Origin of the sequence: Kosakonia sp. HypNH10, assembly GCF_029850615.1 — a bacterium.
Lineage (GTDB): Bacteria > Pseudomonadota > Gammaproteobacteria > Enterobacterales > Enterobacteriaceae > Kosakonia > Kosakonia cowanii.
This window is the reverse complement of the sequence record NZ_JAOTIU010000005.1, coordinates 143,623-158,881: the sequence shown is the minus strand read 5'-3', so window position 1 is coordinate 158,881 and position 15,259 is coordinate 143,623. Positions and strand designations below refer to the sequence as shown.

Here is a 15,259-nt window from a genome sequence, read left to right as displayed (position 1 = left end):
TTCTCCTGGTTTTACCCCGTGAGCCGAAGCCCACCGGATAACTTATTTACCGCGAACTAACGGCAGATTTTCGCCGACCCAGCCGGAGACACCGTCTTTGAGCACAAAGACTTTCTCGAAACCGGCTTTTACCAGCTCGTTTGCCGGGGTCTGCGCCTGCAGGCCGGTACCGTCTACAACAATAATCGGCGTGCTTTTACGTTTTTCAAGCTCACCTACATTATTGGCTTTGATCTCGCCTGGCAGCAAATTCACAGCGCCGGCGATATGACCTTTACGGAAATCATCGCGCTGACGTAAGTCCACAACCACCGCATCTTCTTTGTTGATGAGGCGCGTGGCTTCGCCACGGGAAATCACTTTCACTTTCGACGCGACGCCTTTGAAGGTCGTGTATAACACCGCGGCGAACAACGCAAGCCAGCCGATACAGAGTATCGGGTTGCGTCCAATAAATTGCATAATTTCTTGCATCTGGGGTAACAGCTCCCGACTAAGTGATTAAAAACCAGCAAGGAGTATACCTGCGCAGTTGGGCAAATACAGCCAGCGAGCACGATGGATTGCATTTTCTGCGGCGTGTTACGAAAAAAATAAACAAAGCGATGTAAAACATCCCCCCAGGTGGCCCCTTTCTTTGATCTTCTGCGGCTATTTGATCGATTCAGCTGTAGTAAAATTACGCAAATTTTTATCTTCAGAGCATGAGGTTGTCGCAATGTCGGTTTCAAAAAAACCTATGGTACTGGTGATTCTCGATGGCTACGGCTATCGCGAAGATCAGCAAGATAACGCCATTTTCAACGCTAAAACTCCGGTGATGGATAGCCTGTGGGCCAACCGTCCGCACACGTTGATTGATGCTTCCGGCCTGGAAGTCGGTCTGCCGGATCGCCAGATGGGCAACTCCGAGGTGGGCCACGTCAACCTCGGTGCCGGGCGTATTGTCTACCAGGACTTAACCCGCCTGGACGTTGAGATTAAAGAGCGCACCTTCTTCACTAACCCGGTACTGCGCGGCGCGGTGGATAACGCGGTTAGCGCCGGCAAAGCGGTGCACATTATGGGCCTGCTCTCCGCAGGCGGCGTGCACAGCCATGAAGATCACATTATGGCGATGGTCGAACTGGCCGCCGAACGCGGCGCAGAGAAAATCTACCTGCACGCCTTCCTTGATGGCCGCGATACGCCGCCGCGCAGCGCTGAATCCTCGCTGAAAAAATTTGAAGAGAAGTTCGCCGCCCTCGGTAAAGGCCGCGTGGCGTCAATTATTGGTCGTTACTTCGCCATGGATCGCGACAACCGCTGGGATCGCGTCGAGCAGGCGTACGACCTGATGACCCAGGCCAAAGGCGAGTTCACCTTCGACAGCGCCGTTGCCGGGCTGCAAGCCGCTTACGCCCGCGACGAAAACGACGAGTTTGTGAAAGCGACGGTCATTCGCGCCGCTGGCCAACCCGATGCGGCAATGGAAGATGGCGACGCGCTGATTTTCATGAACTTCCGCGCCGACCGCGCCCGCGAAATCACCCGTGCCTTTGTTAACGCCGATTTTGACGGCTTCGCGCGTAAGAAAGTGGTCAATCTCGATTTTGTGATGCTGACCGAATACGCCGCCGACATCAAAACTGCCGTGGCCTACCCGCCGACCTCTCTTGCCAACACCCTTGGTGAGTGGATGGCGAAGAAAAATCGCACCCAGCTGCGTATCTCCGAAACGGAGAAGTATGCCCATGTCACCTTCTTCTTTAACGGTGGCGTTGAAGAGCCGTTCCCGGGCGAAGACCGCATCCTGATTAACTCCCCGAAAGTTGCCACTTACGATCTGCAACCGGAGATGAGCTCCGCCGAACTGACGGAAAAACTGGTCGCCGCCATTACCAGCGGCAAATATGACACCATCATCTGTAACTACCCGAATGGCGATATGGTTGGTCATACCGGTGTGTTTGATGCAGCTGTCGCCGCCGTGGAAGCGCTGGATAACTGCATTGCGCAGGTCACCCGCGCCGTTGAGTCCGTTGGCGGGCAGTTGCTGATTACCGCCGACCACGGCAACGCCGAGCAGATGCGCGATCCCTCAACCGGTCAGGCACATACCGCGCACACCAATCTGCCGGTTCCGCTGATTTATGTGGGTGACAAAAGGGTGAAAGCACTCTCCGGCGGCAAACTTTCCGACATCGCGCCGACCATGCTGTCGCTGATGGGCGAGGAAATCCCGCAAGAGATGACTGGTAAGCCGCTGTTCATCGTGGAATAATCGCTCCCCATGAGGGGAAAGGCGATTTTTTCAATTACATGGGTCGGGCTCCGACCTCTGCTCTGCGCCAGCGCACTCAGCGCTGGCGTTTTGCTGTGCGCCGTTCCCGCCCACGCGGATGACCGCGATCAGCTCAAATCTATCCAGGCCGATATCGCCGCCAAAGAGCGCGCGGTTCGCCAACAACAGCAGCAGCGCGCAGGCCTGCTTGCGCAGCTGAAGGCGCAGGAGGAGGCCATCTCCGCCGCTGCCCGCCAGCTGCACGAAACCGAAAGCACACTCTCTGAACTCAATAAACAGATTGATGAGATGAACGCCTCCATCGCCAAACTGGAGCGTCAGCGCGCGTCGCAGGAGCGCAATCTTGCCGCGCAGCTCGATGCCGCGTTTCGCCAGGGCGAGCACAGCGGTATCCAGCTTCTGTTGAGCGGTGAAGAGAGCCAGCGCGGCCAGCGTTTGCAGGCTTACTTCGGCTATCTCAACCAGGCGCGCCAGGAGACCATCGCGCAGCTCAAACAGACGCGTGAAGAGGTCACCTCGCAAAAGGCCGAACTGGAAGAGAAGCAGAGCCAGCAGCAAACCCTGCTTTATGAGCAGAAAGCGCAGCAGGCGAAGCTGGAGCAGGCGCGAAACGAGCGTAAAAAGACCCTTGCCGGGCTTGAATCCTCGATTCAGGAAGGTCAGCAGCAGCTCAGCGAGATGCGCGCTAACGAATCACGTCTGCGCGATCGCCTTGCCCGCGCGGAAGCAGCAGCGAAAGCCCGCGCCGAGCGCGAAGCCCGTGAAGCACAGGCGGTGCGTGAGCGGCAGAACGAGGCCAGCCGCAAAGGCACTACCTATAAGCCAACCGAGAGCGAACGCTCTCTGATGTCCCGCACCGGCGGCTTAGGCTCGCCGGCAGGCCGCGCGATATGGCCGGTTCGCGGTCCGTTACTCCATCGTTATGGCGAACAGCTGCAGGGTGAGCTACGGTGGAAAGGGATTGTTATCGGTGCGTCTGAAGGCAGCGAAGTCAAAGCCATCGCCGACGGGCGCGTGATCCTCGCCGACTGGCTACAGGGCTATGGCCTGGTGGTTGTCGTAGAGCACGGCAAAGGTGATATGAGCCTTTATGGTTATAACCAAAGCGCCCTCGTTAGCGTCGGTGCGCAGGTGCGCGCAGGCCAGCCGATAGCTCTCGTCGGGAGCAGTGGTGGTCAGGGCCGGCCTTCACTCTATTTTGAAATTCGCCGTCAGGGCCAGGCGGTCAATCCACAGCCGTGGTTGGGAAGATAGGTTTGCTTCAACTTCGCCGCATCGTGATCACTCTTGCCAGCGTGCTGGCGCTCTCCTCGCCGGTGTTTGCCGGCAAACTGGCCATCGTTATCGACGATTTTGGCTACCGTCCCCAGACAGAAAACCAGGTGCTGGCCATGCCGCAGGCGGTCTCCGTCGCGGTGCTGCCCAATGCCACGCACGCCCGCGACATGGCGACCAAAGCGCACAATAGCGGCCACGAAGTGCTGATCCATCTGCCGATGGCACCGCTCAGCAAACAGCCGCTGGAAAAAGATACCCTGCGCCCGGAGATGGGCAGCGCAGAGATTGAGCGCATCATCAGTGACGCCGTGAATAAAGTGCCCTATGCCGTCGGGTTGAATAACCATATGGGCAGCGCCATGACCTCCAGCCTGTTTGGCATGCAGAAAGTGATGCAGGCGCTGGAGCGCTATAACCTCTACTTCCTCGACAGCATGACCATTGGCAATAGCCAGTCGATGCGCGCAGCCTCCGGCACTGGGGTAAAAGTGATTAAGCGCAAAGTGTTCCTCGACGATACGCAGAATGAGGGCGATATTCGCCGTCAGTTCGAGCGTGCCGTCGCGCTGGCGCGCCGTAACGGCTCGGCTATCGCTATTGGACACCCACATCCGGCGACCGTACGCGTATTGCAGCAGGCGCTGGCAAACTTACCCTCTGACATTACGCTGGTGCGACCGAGCGATCTGCTTCATGAGCCGCAGGTCGACAACTCAACGCCAGCCAAACCTGACGCGCAGCCGCAGCCGCCACGTAACCCGTTCCGCGTTGCGAAGGTGTGTAAAGCGAAGCAGAAGCCAGAGCCGGTGAATGCCAGCCGCTTCTTTAGCGTGTTGGGAGAGAGCATCAGCGAAAGTACGCTGGTACAGTACTTCCAGCACCAGTGGCAGGGCTGGGGCCGGAAGTAAGCAGCGCTGCTAGTAGATTTTCACCGCTTTACGGGCAAGACGGTGGTGTGACGTCGTCTTGTCCCGCCATTTATACAGACGAAGTGACCACAGCAGCGCCTGATAAGCAAGCTTAGGGCTGCGGACATTAGTGACCAGACGTTTAAACATTCCTGATGCATATATTTCGGCAATCATGCGCTTGCGAATTATTTCATCCGGCTCTTTTCGCACGGCGTGGCATACGCGGAGTGCTTCATACGTAATTTGTTGGTGGAATTCGGGATATATTGTAATGCGGTCAGCGTAATCGCGATTCAATTTCTCCAGCAGGCGCGTAATTTTCATGTAATGACGCTGATAGGCAAGGTTCTTTAATCCCTGGCGCTTCAAACGGCTGACCGAACAGCCATGGAGAAAATATTTATATAACGATTGTTCGGTATAACGCACGCGTTTGGCGTTATACATAAATTCGGTACTCCAGATAATATCCTGGTGATGCAGCCCGGGAATAAATTCAATACGATTTTGCTTAATTACATCGTGGCGATAAACGCCCATCCAGACCACGTGCGTCCAGCGACGGCTTGCCAGCGCCACTCTTAACCAATCAGGCCCGCTGAGTACGCCGGTAGAACGAATACGATCCAGCGGAATGGATTGCCAGGTGCTGCCGTTCTGCCGATCGCACCAGTCCGAGTTACACTGCGCGACGTCCAGATTGTCCTCCAGCGCCATTTTCATCAGTGTTTCATACATTTGCGGATAGACAATATCATCGGCATCGACGAACGCGACGTATTCACCTGTGGCATACGTTAAGCCACGATTACGCGCCACCGAGGCACCGGCATTACACTGGTGAATAAGCTGGATATGCGGGTACTTCTTTGCATAACGCTCTGCTATTTCAGCAGAATTATCGGTCGAACCATCATTGACAATGATGATTTCAAGCGCCGTCCAGGTTTGCGCTAACAGGGATTCCATGCAAGGTACAAAGTCATCGCCCGCATTGTAGAGGGGGATAATAACGCTAAGCTTACCAGGGCTATTCATCATTAATTACCTGATTTATTGTCATTACAGTGACTATTTTTAAATTGTTTTAATTAAGAAAAAATTAAGGTCTGGCAGATTGATTAGGTAAATTCTCAGACACAGCGGTTACGATTAAGTTTCATCGCCGATGCAAACTAAGATTATTCAGAGTAGCCTGGGGAGTTAAGGGGCGTAATAAGAGTATTGCGGAATTGCGAAGAATTTATGACACTGACAAAAGTTTACATTTAATAAATGTGTTTTGAGATTTATCGCAGAAAAAAGGGCCATTATCTGGCCCTTACTCTTTTAATCCCAACTCAACACGACTTTGCCGGACTGACCCGAACGCATCGCGTCAAATCCTTGCTGGAATTCATCGATCCCGAAGCGGTGGGTAATGATCGGTGAGAGGTCGAGACCGGACTGGATCAGCGCGGCCATTTTGTACCAGGTTTCGAACATCTCACGGCCATAAATCCCTTTGATAAACAGCCCCTTGAAGATGACTTTGTTCCAGTCGATCGACATCTCCGAAGGCGGAATACCGAGCATGGCAATGCGTCCGCCGTGGTTCATGGTATCGAGCATGGTACGGAATGCCGCAGGCGCGCCGGACATCTCCAGACCTACGTCGAACCCTTCCGTCATCCCCAGCTCCGCCATCACCTCAGTAAGGTTCTCTTTGGCGACGTTTACCGCGCGTGTGACGCCCATTTTGCGTGCCAGCTCAAGGCGATATTCGTTCACATCGGTGATCACCACATGGCGCGCGCCAACGTGTTTGGCGACCGCGGCCGCCATAATGCCGATGGGGCCTGCGCCAGAGACCAGCACATCTTCGCCCACCAGATCGAAGGAGAGCGCCGTATGCACGGCGTTACCAAACGGGTCGAAAATGGATGCCAGTTCGTCAGGGATATTGTCCGGGATTTTGAAGGCGTTAAAGGCCGGGATCACCAGGTACTCCGCAAAACAGCCCGGGCGATTGACGCCGACGCCGACGGTATTACGGCATAAATGGGTACGACCGGCGCGGCAGTTACGGCAGTGTCCGCAGGTGATATGCCCTTCGCCGGAGACGCGATCGCCGATTTTGAAGCCTTTCACTTCCTGGCCGATGCCAACCACTTCACCTACGTACTCATGACCGACCACCATCGGTACCGGAATGGTTTTTTGCGACCACTCATCCCAGTTGTAGATGTGCACATCGGTGCCGCAAATCGCGGTTTTGCGGATCTTAATCAGCAGATCGTTGTGCCCAACTTCCGGTTCCGGCACATCGGTCATCCAGATGCCTTCTTGCGCTTTCAGTTTGGATAACGCTTTCATTTCACGTCCTCAGATCACACCCAGTTGTTTACCAATGCGGGTAAAGGCTGCTACCGCGCGTTCAATTTGTTCAGGCGTATGGGCCGCCGACATCTGTGTACGAATACGCGCCTGGCCTTTCGGCACCACCGGGAAGAAGAAGCCCGTGACGTAAATGCCCTCTTTTTGCAGTTCGCGGGCAAAGTTTTGCGCCACCACGGCATCGCCCAGCATCACCGGGATAATGGCGTGATCGGCACCCGCCAGCGTAAAGCCCGCGGCGCTCATCTGTTCGCGGAACAGGCGGGCGTTGGCCCACAGGCGATCGCGCAGTTCGCCGCCGGACTCCAGCATCTCCAGTACTTTGATCGAGGCGCTGACAATCGCAGGCGCCAGCGAGTTGGAGAAGAGATAAGGGCGCGAACGCTGACGCAGCCACTCCACCACCTCTTTACGCGCAGCGGTATAACCGCCTGATGCGCCGCCGAGCGCTTTGCCAAGCGTTCCGGTAATGATGTCGACCCGGCCCATCACGTCGCAATATTCGTGGGTTCCGCGGCCGTTGGCACCGACAAAACCGACTGCGTGCGAGTCATCGACCATCACCAGCGCATCATATTTATCTGCCAGGTCGCAGACTCCTTGCAGGTTGGCGATCACGCCATCCATTGAGAAGACGCCGTCGGTGGCGATCAGCACGTGGCGGGCCCCTGCTGCACGCGCTTCTTGCAGACGGGCTTCCAGCTCCTGCATGTCATTGTTGGCGTAACGGTAGCGCTTCGCTTTACACAGACGCACGCCGTCAATGATCGATGCGTGGTTGAGGGCATCAGAAATGATGGCATCTTCCGCGCCGAGCAGCGTCTCAAACAGCCCGCCGTTCGCATCGAAGCAGGAGGAGTAAAGAATGGAGTCTTCCATGCCGAGGAAGTCGGCCAGCTTCTTCTCCAGTACTTTGTGGCTATCCTGCGTGCCGCAGATAAAGCGCACCGAGGCCATGCCGAAACCGTGGCTATCCATACCGGCTTTTGCGGCGGCAATCAGCTCCGGGTGGTTGGCGAGACCAAGGTAGTTGTTGGCGCAGAAGTTGATGACGTGGCTACCATTCGCCACGGTGATGTCAGCCTGCTGCGCTGACGTGATAATGCGTTCCTCTTTGAACAACCCTTCCGCACGTGCGGTTTGCAGATCGTTCGTTAACTGTTGATAAAAATCCCCACGCATCGCAATTCTCCAGACTGGGCAAATTTCGGCACATATTACCCAAAGCTATACGTTGATACGAGATGACGCTTCACTGCTTATCCGTTTTGCAGCATAAATCACGCATAGCCCTCCCCTTTCCCGGGGAATGGCTGAAGGGGCAGCAATGTGATGGTATGATAAAGTTATTCGTGTCTGAGATTGTCTCAACGCTTCATTTTGCAAAGGTACAGTTATGATCATCGTCACTGGCGGCGCGGGTTTTATCGGCAGCAATATCGTTAAAGCCCTGAATGACAAAGGCATCACCGATATCCTGGTGGTGGACAACCTGAAAGACGGCACTAAGTTTGTCAATCTGGTCGACTTGCATATCGCCGACTATATGGATAAAGAGGATTTTCTGATCCAGATTATGTCTGGCGAAGAGTTCGGCGAGATTGAAGCGGTGTTCCATGAAGGTGCGTGCTCCTCTACCACCGAGTGGGATGGCAAGTACATGATGGAGAACAACTATCAGTACTCCAAAGAGCTGCTGCACTACTGCCTGGAGCGCGAAATCCCCTTCCTGTATGCCTCATCCGCAGCCACTTACGGCGGACGCACCTCTGACTTTATTGAATCGCGCGAATATGAAAAGCCGCTTAACGTCTACGGCTACTCGAAAATGCTGTTCGACGAGTATGTACGTAGCATTCTGCCAGAAGCGAACTCACCGATTGTCGGCTTCCGCTATTTCAACGTCTATGGCCCGCGCGAAGGGCACAAAGGCAGCATGGCGAGCGTCGCTTTCCATCTCAATACGCAGTTGAACAACGGCGAGAGCCCGAAACTGTTTGAAGGCAGCGACAACTTCAAGCGCGATTTCGTCTACGTTGGCGATGTGGCGGCGGTCAATCTCTGGTTCTGGGAAAACGGTGTCTCCGGCATCTTTAACCTCGGCACCGGCCGCGCGGAGTCCTTCCAGGCCGTAGCGGATGCAACGCTCGCTTTCCATAAAAAAGGCAGCATTGAGTACATCCCGTTCCCGGACAAGCTGAAAGGCCGCTATCAGGCGTTTACGCAGGCCGATCTCACCAACCTGCGCGCGGCGGGCTACGACAAGCCGTTTAAAACCGTGGCTGAAGGCGTGAGCGAATATATGGCCTGGCTGAACCGCGACGCGTAAGTATGAAAATTCTGGTCATTGGACCCTCCTGGGTGGGCGACATGATGATGTCGCAAAGTCTCTACCGCACGCTGAAGGCGCGCTTTCCCCAGGCGATAATCGATGTGATGGCACCCGCGTGGTGCCGTCCGCTTTTATCGCGCATGCCGGAAGTTAACGAGGCGATCCCGATGCCGCTCGGTCACGGCGCGCTGGAGATTGGCGCGCGCCGTAAGCTGGGACACAGCCTGCGCGAACGGCGTTACGATCGCGCCTACGTGCTGCCTAACTCCTTTAAATCTGCGCTGGTTCCCTTCTTTGCCGGCATTCCGCACCGTACCGGCTGGCGCGGCGAGATGCGCTACGGCGTACTTAACGATGCGCGCGTGCTGGATAAGCAAGTCTGGCCGCTGATGGTCGAGCGCTATGTTGCGCTGGCGTATGACAAAGGCGTGATGCACTCGGCGAAAGATCTGCCGCAGCCGCTGTTATGGCCGCAGTTGCAGGTCAATGAGAGTGAGAAGCTACAGGTTTGCGCCACCTTCGATCTTTCGTCTGAGCGCCCGATGATCGGTTTTTGTCCCGGGGCAGAGTTTGGCCCGGCGAAACGCTGGCCGCACTATCACTATGCTGAGCTGGCGAAACAGCTGATTGATGAAGGCTATCAGGTGCTGCTGTTCGGCTCGGCAAAAGATCACGACGCGGGTAATCAGATTTTGGCCGCGCTGAGCGTTGAGCAACAGGCGTGGTGCCGCAACCTGGCGGGAGAAACGCAGCTGGAGCAGGCCGTGGTACTGATTGCCGCCTGTAAAGCGGTGGTAAGTAATGATTCAGGCTTGATGCACGTTGCCGCCGCGCTCGATCGCCCGCTGGTTGCGCTCTATGGCCCAAGCAGCCCCGATTTCACGCCGCCGCTCTCCCACAAAGCGCGCGTGATCCGCTTAATCTCTGGCTACCATAAGGTGCGCAAAGGCGATGCCGCGGAAGGGTATCACCAGAGCCTGATCGATATTACGCCGCAGCGCGTGCTGGATGAGTTGAATGGTTTGTTGCTGGCAGCAGAAGGATAAGCGATGCGGGTCTTGATTGTGAAAACCTCGTCAATGGGCGATGTGCTGCACACGCTGCCTGCGCTGACCGATGCCGCGCAGGCCATTCCAGGCATTCGTTTTGATTGGGTGGTGGAAGAGGGGTTTGCGCAAATTCCTTCCTGGCATGCAGCGGTCGATCGCGTTATCCCGGTGGCGATCCGCCGCTGGCGCAAAGCGTGGTTTTCCGCGCCTGTTACAGCAGAGCGCCAGGCGTTTCGCAACGCGGTGAAGGAGAGGCAGTATGACGCCATCATTGACGCGCAGGGGCTGGTGAAGAGCGCCGCGCTGGTCACCCGGCTGGCGCATGGCGTGAAACATGGGATGGACTGGCAATCCGCGCGCGAGCCGCTGGCGAGCCTGTTCTATAATCGCCGTCACGCCATTGCGAAGCAGCAACACGCGGTTGAACGGACGCGCGAGCTCTTTGCGAAGAGTCTGGGCTACGCCAAACCGCAGGCGCAGGGCGACTACGCTATTGCGCAGCATTTCACCTCCAGCGCTGTGCCAGCTTCCTCCTATGCCGTCTTTTTACATGCCACCACGCGCGATGATAAACACTGGCCGGAGAGCCACTGGCGCACATTGATTGGCCTGCTTAACGGCAGCGGCTTGCAGATAAAGCTCCCCTGGGGAGCCGCGCATGAAGAGGCGCGTGCGAAGCGGTTAGCGCAAGGGTTTGATTACGTTGAAGTGTTGCCGAAGATGACTCTTGAGAAGGTCGCGCAGACACTTGCTGGCGCGAAGTTCGTGGTGTCGGTGGATACGGGCCTCAGTCATTTGACGGCGGCACTGGATCGACCAAATATCACGTTATATGGCCCAACCGATCCCGGGCTTATTGGCGGGTATGGAAAAAACCAGCATATATGCCGCGCAACTGATGGCGACTTAGCCCATCTCAGCGCAGATAACGTTTTTAATGAGATAGCCTGTTTAGCATAAAGGAAAGTGAATGCCAGTCTCGATGAATGCGCAAACCTGGAAGGGGCGAAGTGAGAAAGCCGCCTTTATTATGGAGTATGGTACGTTTATCATTAGCGCCGCTACGCTGGTCGTCGCGATGATAAATAATAACTTGAGCATGAAGCTGTTTAATATCTGCGGGATCCTTGCAATATTAACGCTAATAATTAAAGGAAGGTCGTCAAATATAAACTGGAAGATTTTCGCATTGCCCGCTTCCATTCTGTTTATTGGCATCATCGATCTTATCTGGTACAAGCTTTTTAAAGTTAGTAACTCGCCCTTTCAGGCGACGTACCATAACTACATCAATACCGTGCGGGTCTTTATTTTTGGTTTCTTTATCGTATTGCTGGCCGCCACGACAAAAATTAAGTACAAGAGCAGCGTGCTCCTTTATCTTCTCTACTCAGTCTCTTTTATTATTCTGGGCTACGCGCTGTTTCAGAAATTCTCTATCGGCATGGACAGGATTGATTTTGGTATCGGCACGTCAACGGGCGCCGCTTACTCCATCATGCTGGTTGGGTTGATCAGCGCGGTATCCATCCTGTATACATCCAGAAGACATCCGCTGTTATTTGTGCTGAACACGGTGATGGTCTTTGCTGCTCTGGTGATGACACAGACCCGCTCATCTATCTTGATTTTCCCAATCATCTGCTGTGTCACCATCGCTACTTATTACCTTAAGAATACGAAAAAACTTCTTCTGGGAATGTGTGGTTTCTTAGCATTGATGATTGTTCTTGGACTCGTGTTTAGCCATTCAATCTCCAGTCGGTACGATGCCGCCGTTAACGATATAAACTTATATCAGCAAGGGGATGGTAACTCCTCCCTCGGTGCACGGTTTGCAATGTACAGGTCCGGTATGACGCTCTTTAAAGAAGCGCCATTGAAATGGCGTTCGGCTGAAGAACGCTCGCAGGAAGTTGAAAATCTAATCGTCAAAGATAAGACGTTAAGCTCTGCGATGGTATATATCAATGTTCATCTGCATAACGAAATTGTCGAGAATGCCTCACTCAAGGGTATTATTGGCGTAATTTCCGTTCTCTGTTTTTATGCCGCGCTGATCTTTTCCGCCTGGTACTATCGTGCGCTGGGGCTATTTGCTTTCAGCCTTGCAATAATTGGCACCGGGCTAAGCGACGTACTTATTTGGGCGAGAAGCGTGCCGATTATCATTATCTGCGGCCTGACACTACTTTTACTCTTCAATAAGATTCGCAGCACGCAATAGCATGATGAATTAATGGCCACCGCGTGTGGCCATTTTATTGCGTTGCGTTCATCCTGCCTGACATCAGCCTTTCCAGCCCGTGAACTAACGTGCGCTCATCGATATCAGAAACGAAATGCGTGGGAGAGATAATTTGCTGCGCGCACTCGTTATTTGGTGCCCAAATGAGCGGCGACGGATACTCGACGGTGCGTGCCTGAGGGTAGAGCGCCAGCATTGGCCGGTTAAAGGCTGAAGCGATATGCACCAGTGCGGTATCGACGGAGACAACGTATTTGCTGAGCTTCGTTAAGGCTACGGTATAGATAAAATCAGGATAGGGCAGCGTTTCAATATTGCTTACAGGGATGGTCGATAAGTCATCCGGATGGCCAGTATAGATAATTCTCAGGCCAGGATGATGCTGTGCAAACCAACTGTGGATATGCATCATCTGTTCAGATGAAAGGCGGCAAATCTTCTTGGCGCCCAGTGGATTGATAACAACAACATCAGACGATCCTACCAACGCACTCACCGCATCCTCGACCTCGGCCGGAATAGCGATATCGTAGCGATAATCATCGTCTGCATCGCTGCCGAAAAGCTGTCGCACAATGACGTTTGTGCGCGAAGACATATGCTCATTCAACTGCTCGTCATGAGGGTTATAGCGCGAATAGTAGCGCTTGTACCATTTATCAAATCCCAGCACGTACGAATCCCGAAAACCGGAGAGCAGGAGCGCATGACCAAAGCAGGGAAACGTTTCGAAGGGATCCAGAACAACATCGAACTGCCGCTCTCGTAACTGGCGTCGGAGTTTAAGCGTTTCCGTCAGGCTGTTTGATTTTTTTATAAACAGCTGTTCAATATGCGGGTGCGCTTTGAGGAAAGCGTGCCCCGTGCCGCAAGAGAGTATCGATAATGTGATACCTTTTCTGGCCAGTATTCTGTAAAGCGCGCTGAGAACAATCAGGTCGCCAATCTTACTGTTGTCATGAATTAACAAGCAGCTTTTTATGCTTTTGCCATCAATATCAGCTCCCCTTCTGTTTTTAAACAACACAGAGAGGAAGTTGATTTTAATTTTATTGATTAAATGCTTTTTCTTCTTGTGGAAAGTTCCAAGGCGCATTTTTCTTACCAAAAAGGTTTCTGTCACTAGTTAGCAAAGGTATTTGCTTTGCGTTCGAAATCAATTTTTTCATGCAACTCGCGACTTTTTTTATAATGATTATTTTCAAGTTCATCGGGTTGAATGAAAGGAATGATGTCGTAACTAATTGCAGTATCATCCGAAAGATTAAAGATATTAATATCGGGAATGTTAGCCCGCATAAAGATAAAGAAAGGTAAGATCTTGGGCAGATCTTTACTTAATTCAGATGGCATCGGATTATTGCTTTCATCATAAAAGCGGCGGCAGGTATTCGTCAGGTCGAGGCCTGAGCAAATAATGGCACTGTACTGCAACGAATACGCAATTTGAATCGCGGTGTAAGCCACCGTATGGCATGAGCAGTAGCCCAAAGCGATATCTTTACTGAAGCCGACCAGACGCCCTTTCTTTGACCATGGGATATTGATGAGTAAATTTTTATGCAGGCGGCTTTTCATCAGAAACTTTACCTTTTTAACCGCCCCACCTTTTTCCCGTTTGTAGAAGGCGCGCAGGACCAGGCAATTTTCGCGCAGATAACGCTTATCCTCCTCCGATGCCGCCTCGTACACATCTGCGTTAACGATGGTAAAACGGCTGCTGCGGCTGAAGTGATAAAAATCATCGCGTCGCTGCAGCAAAAAGCGGGCGTCCGTTAAAACGTAAATCAACGGAGTAATATCGTTCTCGATTAAATATGCGGCTGACCCGTTGACCGCGATCACATCACGAGTTCGAAGAATCGACAGAGGTGTCTTCTTTGACGTAGGCCCAGACAGAAAGATAACAATGTCATCTGAAGACTTGTGTCTTTTCAACCGTTCAACACATGCATGTGTAATATATTTAATATTTTTCATAATAAACCTGTTGGGATTAATACATATTACTGTTTCAGACTAACAATATGCTTATCTTTAATAATGCGGGCCAAACTTGAAAAATTTTTATACTTTTTCAGCGAACCGGTTTGCCTTTAACCCTACGAATAAAATTACGTATCTTTTTCTTATAAACGAACTGGTAGTAGCCAAGATCCTTCACGCTATTAACAATACCGTAATGTCGCTCGAGGTCGATGCGGTCTTTGGCTTTTCGTATCCGGGATGGCGATTTACCTGACAAATCGATGATGCGAACCTCACCGCCTTGAATGATAAAATTGCCTTTATGCGGATCGCCTGAAACCATACCATTTTTATGCAACTCATCTATCGATAATTTTATTTTTTGTTTCAGTTCATCATCAATAGAGGTAAAGTCTGCTAACTCAATACCATCAATATATTCAATTAACATAATATAGGAGTGGGCAAAGCGAAATGTCTTTTTAGCCGCCAGCAGATAAAAATCATTGATTGCACCAGCGCCATTTTTCCTGATGCGTTCAGTCTGATGAAACAAGGCCTCATAGTAATCGCCCTTGAAAATAGACTTGAGAAAACGCTCTGTTTTTTTCTGCTTAGGTGCGAAGACTTTTAAAATGTACTTACCATATTCCGTATTGATTAACACAACTTTTGTGTCATCAATACTACGAAAAACTTTTATCACATCGAGATTATAATCCATGAAATCTTTAAAGATTTTCAGGTATTTTTCACCCCCTGTTTTGGTGAAAACAACATAATCCCCAACTTGATATTTGTCACTCATAAATT

Annotated in this window: 14 protein-coding genes; 7 read left to right on the top strand and 7 right to left on the bottom strand. The window is 52.6% G+C overall.

Annotated elements, in window-relative coordinates; translation table 11 throughout:
- Positions 1–42: 42 nt before the first annotated feature.
- Positions 43–474, bottom strand: a complete 432-nt coding sequence (locus N7V53_RS15990) for a rhodanese-like domain-containing protein (protein WP_042718673.1) — start codon at positions 472–474, stop codon at positions 43–45.
- Between the two features lie 244 nt (positions 475–718).
- Here N7V53_RS15990 and gpmM point away from each other — a divergent pair, with 244 nt between their 5' ends.
- From gpmM to N7V53_RS15975, 3 genes are read left to right on the top strand one after another with little or no spacing between them, the layout of a single operon-like run.
- Entirely contained in the window at positions 719–2,263 is a 1,545-nt protein-coding gene (gene gpmM / locus N7V53_RS15985; RefSeq protein WP_279793981.1) for a 2,3-bisphosphoglycerate-independent phosphoglycerate mutase, read from the top strand.
- 9 nt (positions 2,264–2,272) lie between these two features.
- Positions 2,273–3,538, top strand: coding sequence for a murein hydrolase activator EnvC (gene envC / locus N7V53_RS15980; RefSeq protein WP_124967001.1), 1,266 nt, complete (start codon positions 2,273–2,275; stop codon positions 3,536–3,538).
- A gap of 2 nt (positions 3,539–3,540) precedes the next feature.
- On the top strand, positions 3,541–4,470 hold the full coding sequence (locus N7V53_RS15975; RefSeq protein ID WP_279793980.1) for a divergent polysaccharide deacetylase family protein: 930 nt from the start codon (positions 3,541–3,543) through the stop codon (positions 4,468–4,470).
- Positions 4,471–4,479: 9 nt separating this feature from the next.
- Here the strand turns inward: N7V53_RS15975 and N7V53_RS15970 are convergent, their stop codons facing one another.
- The 3 genes from N7V53_RS15970 to kbl all read right to left on the bottom strand — a co-directional run bounded on the left by N7V53_RS15970 (position 4,480) and on the right by kbl (position 8,031).
- Entirely contained in the window at positions 4,480–5,514 is a 1,035-nt protein-coding gene (locus tag N7V53_RS15970; RefSeq protein WP_279793979.1) for a glycosyltransferase, read from the bottom strand.
- Between the two features lie 288 nt (positions 5,515–5,802).
- On the bottom strand, positions 5,803–6,828 hold the full coding sequence (gene tdh, locus N7V53_RS15965) for an L-threonine 3-dehydrogenase (RefSeq protein ID WP_124966998.1): 1,026 nt from the start codon (positions 6,826–6,828) through the stop codon (positions 5,803–5,805).
- Positions 6,829–6,837: 9 nt separating this feature from the next.
- On the bottom strand, positions 6,838–8,031 hold the full coding sequence (gene kbl / locus N7V53_RS15960; RefSeq protein ID WP_124966997.1) for a glycine C-acetyltransferase: 1,194 nt from the start codon (positions 8,029–8,031) through the stop codon (positions 6,838–6,840).
- A 214-nt stretch (positions 8,032–8,245) separates the two neighbouring features.
- Here kbl and rfaD point away from each other — a divergent pair, with 214 nt between their 5' ends.
- Genes rfaD through N7V53_RS15940 form a run of 4 tightly spaced genes read left to right on the top strand, consistent with a single transcriptional unit; the run spans position 8,246 to position 12,457 of the window.
- The gene (gene rfaD / locus N7V53_RS15955) at positions 8,246–9,178 is read left to right on the top strand and encodes an ADP-glyceromanno-heptose 6-epimerase (protein ID WP_076769324.1); all 933 of its coding nucleotides are present in this window, start codon (positions 8,246–8,248) and stop codon (positions 9,176–9,178) included.
- Between the two features lie 2 nt (positions 9,179–9,180).
- On the top strand, positions 9,181–10,227 hold the full coding sequence (gene rfaF / locus N7V53_RS15950; RefSeq protein ID WP_279793978.1) for an ADP-heptose--LPS heptosyltransferase RfaF: 1,047 nt from the start codon (positions 9,181–9,183) through the stop codon (positions 10,225–10,227).
- 3 nt (positions 10,228–10,230) lie between these two features.
- Positions 10,231–11,190, top strand: a complete 960-nt coding sequence (gene rfaC / locus N7V53_RS15945) for a lipopolysaccharide heptosyltransferase RfaC (protein WP_279793976.1) — start codon at positions 10,231–10,233, stop codon at positions 11,188–11,190.
- A gap of 10 nt (positions 11,191–11,200) precedes the next feature.
- Positions 11,201–12,457, top strand: a complete 1,257-nt coding sequence (locus N7V53_RS15940) for an O-antigen ligase family protein (RefSeq protein WP_279793975.1) — start codon at positions 11,201–11,203, stop codon at positions 12,455–12,457.
- A 34-nt stretch (positions 12,458–12,491) separates the two neighbouring features.
- On the opposite strand, the gene N7V53_RS15935 is transcribed toward N7V53_RS15940, so the two are convergent.
- The 3 genes from N7V53_RS15935 to rfaY all read right to left on the bottom strand — a co-directional run bounded on the left by N7V53_RS15935 (position 12,492) and on the right by rfaY (position 15,254).
- Positions 12,492–13,586 carry a glycosyltransferase family 9 protein gene (locus N7V53_RS15935; protein ID WP_279793974.1) on the bottom strand — a complete coding sequence of 365 codons (1,095 nt, stop codon included), beginning with the start codon at positions 13,584–13,586 and terminating at the stop codon, positions 12,492–12,494.
- A 14-nt stretch (positions 13,587–13,600) separates the two neighbouring features.
- Positions 13,601–14,458: a 3-deoxy-D-manno-oct-2-ulosonate III transferase WaaZ gene (gene waaZ / locus N7V53_RS15930; RefSeq protein WP_279793973.1), complete on the bottom strand. Its 858-nt coding sequence runs from the start codon at positions 14,456–14,458 to the stop codon at positions 13,601–13,603.
- A 97-nt stretch (positions 14,459–14,555) separates the two neighbouring features.
- Positions 14,556–15,254: a lipopolysaccharide core heptose(II) kinase RfaY gene (gene rfaY, locus N7V53_RS15925; protein WP_279793972.1), complete on the bottom strand. Its 699-nt coding sequence runs from the start codon at positions 15,252–15,254 to the stop codon at positions 14,556–14,558.
- Between the last annotated feature and the right edge of the window lie 5 nt (positions 15,255–15,259).

Bases quoted from the DNA above. Each gene is read 5' to 3' on its own strand.
- rfaF (WP_279793978.1), top strand. From the start codon at position 9,181: ATGAAAATTCTGGTCATTGGACCCTCCTGGGTGGGCGACATGATGATG.
- tdh (WP_124966998.1), bottom strand. From the start codon at position 6,828: ATGAAAGCGTTATCCAAACTGAAAGCGCAAGAAGGCATCTGGATGACC.
- waaZ (WP_279793973.1), bottom strand. From the start codon at position 14,458: ATGAAAAATATTAAATATATTACACATGCATGTGTTGAACGGTTGAAA.
- rfaD (WP_076769324.1), top strand. From the start codon at position 8,246: ATGATCATCGTCACTGGCGGCGCGGGTTTTATCGGCAGCAATATCGTT.
- N7V53_RS15990 (WP_042718673.1), bottom strand. From the start codon at position 474: ATGCAAGAAATTATGCAATTTATTGGACGCAACCCGATACTCTGTATC.
- N7V53_RS15940 (WP_279793975.1), top strand. From the start codon at position 11,201: ATGCCAGTCTCGATGAATGCGCAAACCTGGAAGGGGCGAAGTGAGAAA.
- gpmM (WP_279793981.1), top strand. From the start codon at position 719: ATGTCGGTTTCAAAAAAACCTATGGTACTGGTGATTCTCGATGGCTAC.
- envC (WP_124967001.1), top strand. From the start codon at position 2,273: ATGAGGGGAAAGGCGATTTTTTCAATTACATGGGTCGGGCTCCGACCT.
- rfaC (WP_279793976.1), top strand. From the start codon at position 10,231: ATGCGGGTCTTGATTGTGAAAACCTCGTCAATGGGCGATGTGCTGCAC.
- kbl (WP_124966997.1), bottom strand. From the start codon at position 8,031: ATGCGTGGGGATTTTTATCAACAGTTAACGAACGATCTGCAAACCGCA.
- rfaY (WP_279793972.1), bottom strand. From the start codon at position 15,254: ATGAGTGACAAATATCAAGTTGGGGATTATGTTGTTTTCACCAAAACA.
- N7V53_RS15970 (WP_279793979.1), bottom strand. From the start codon at position 5,514: ATGATGAATAGCCCTGGTAAGCTTAGCGTTATTATCCCCCTCTACAAT.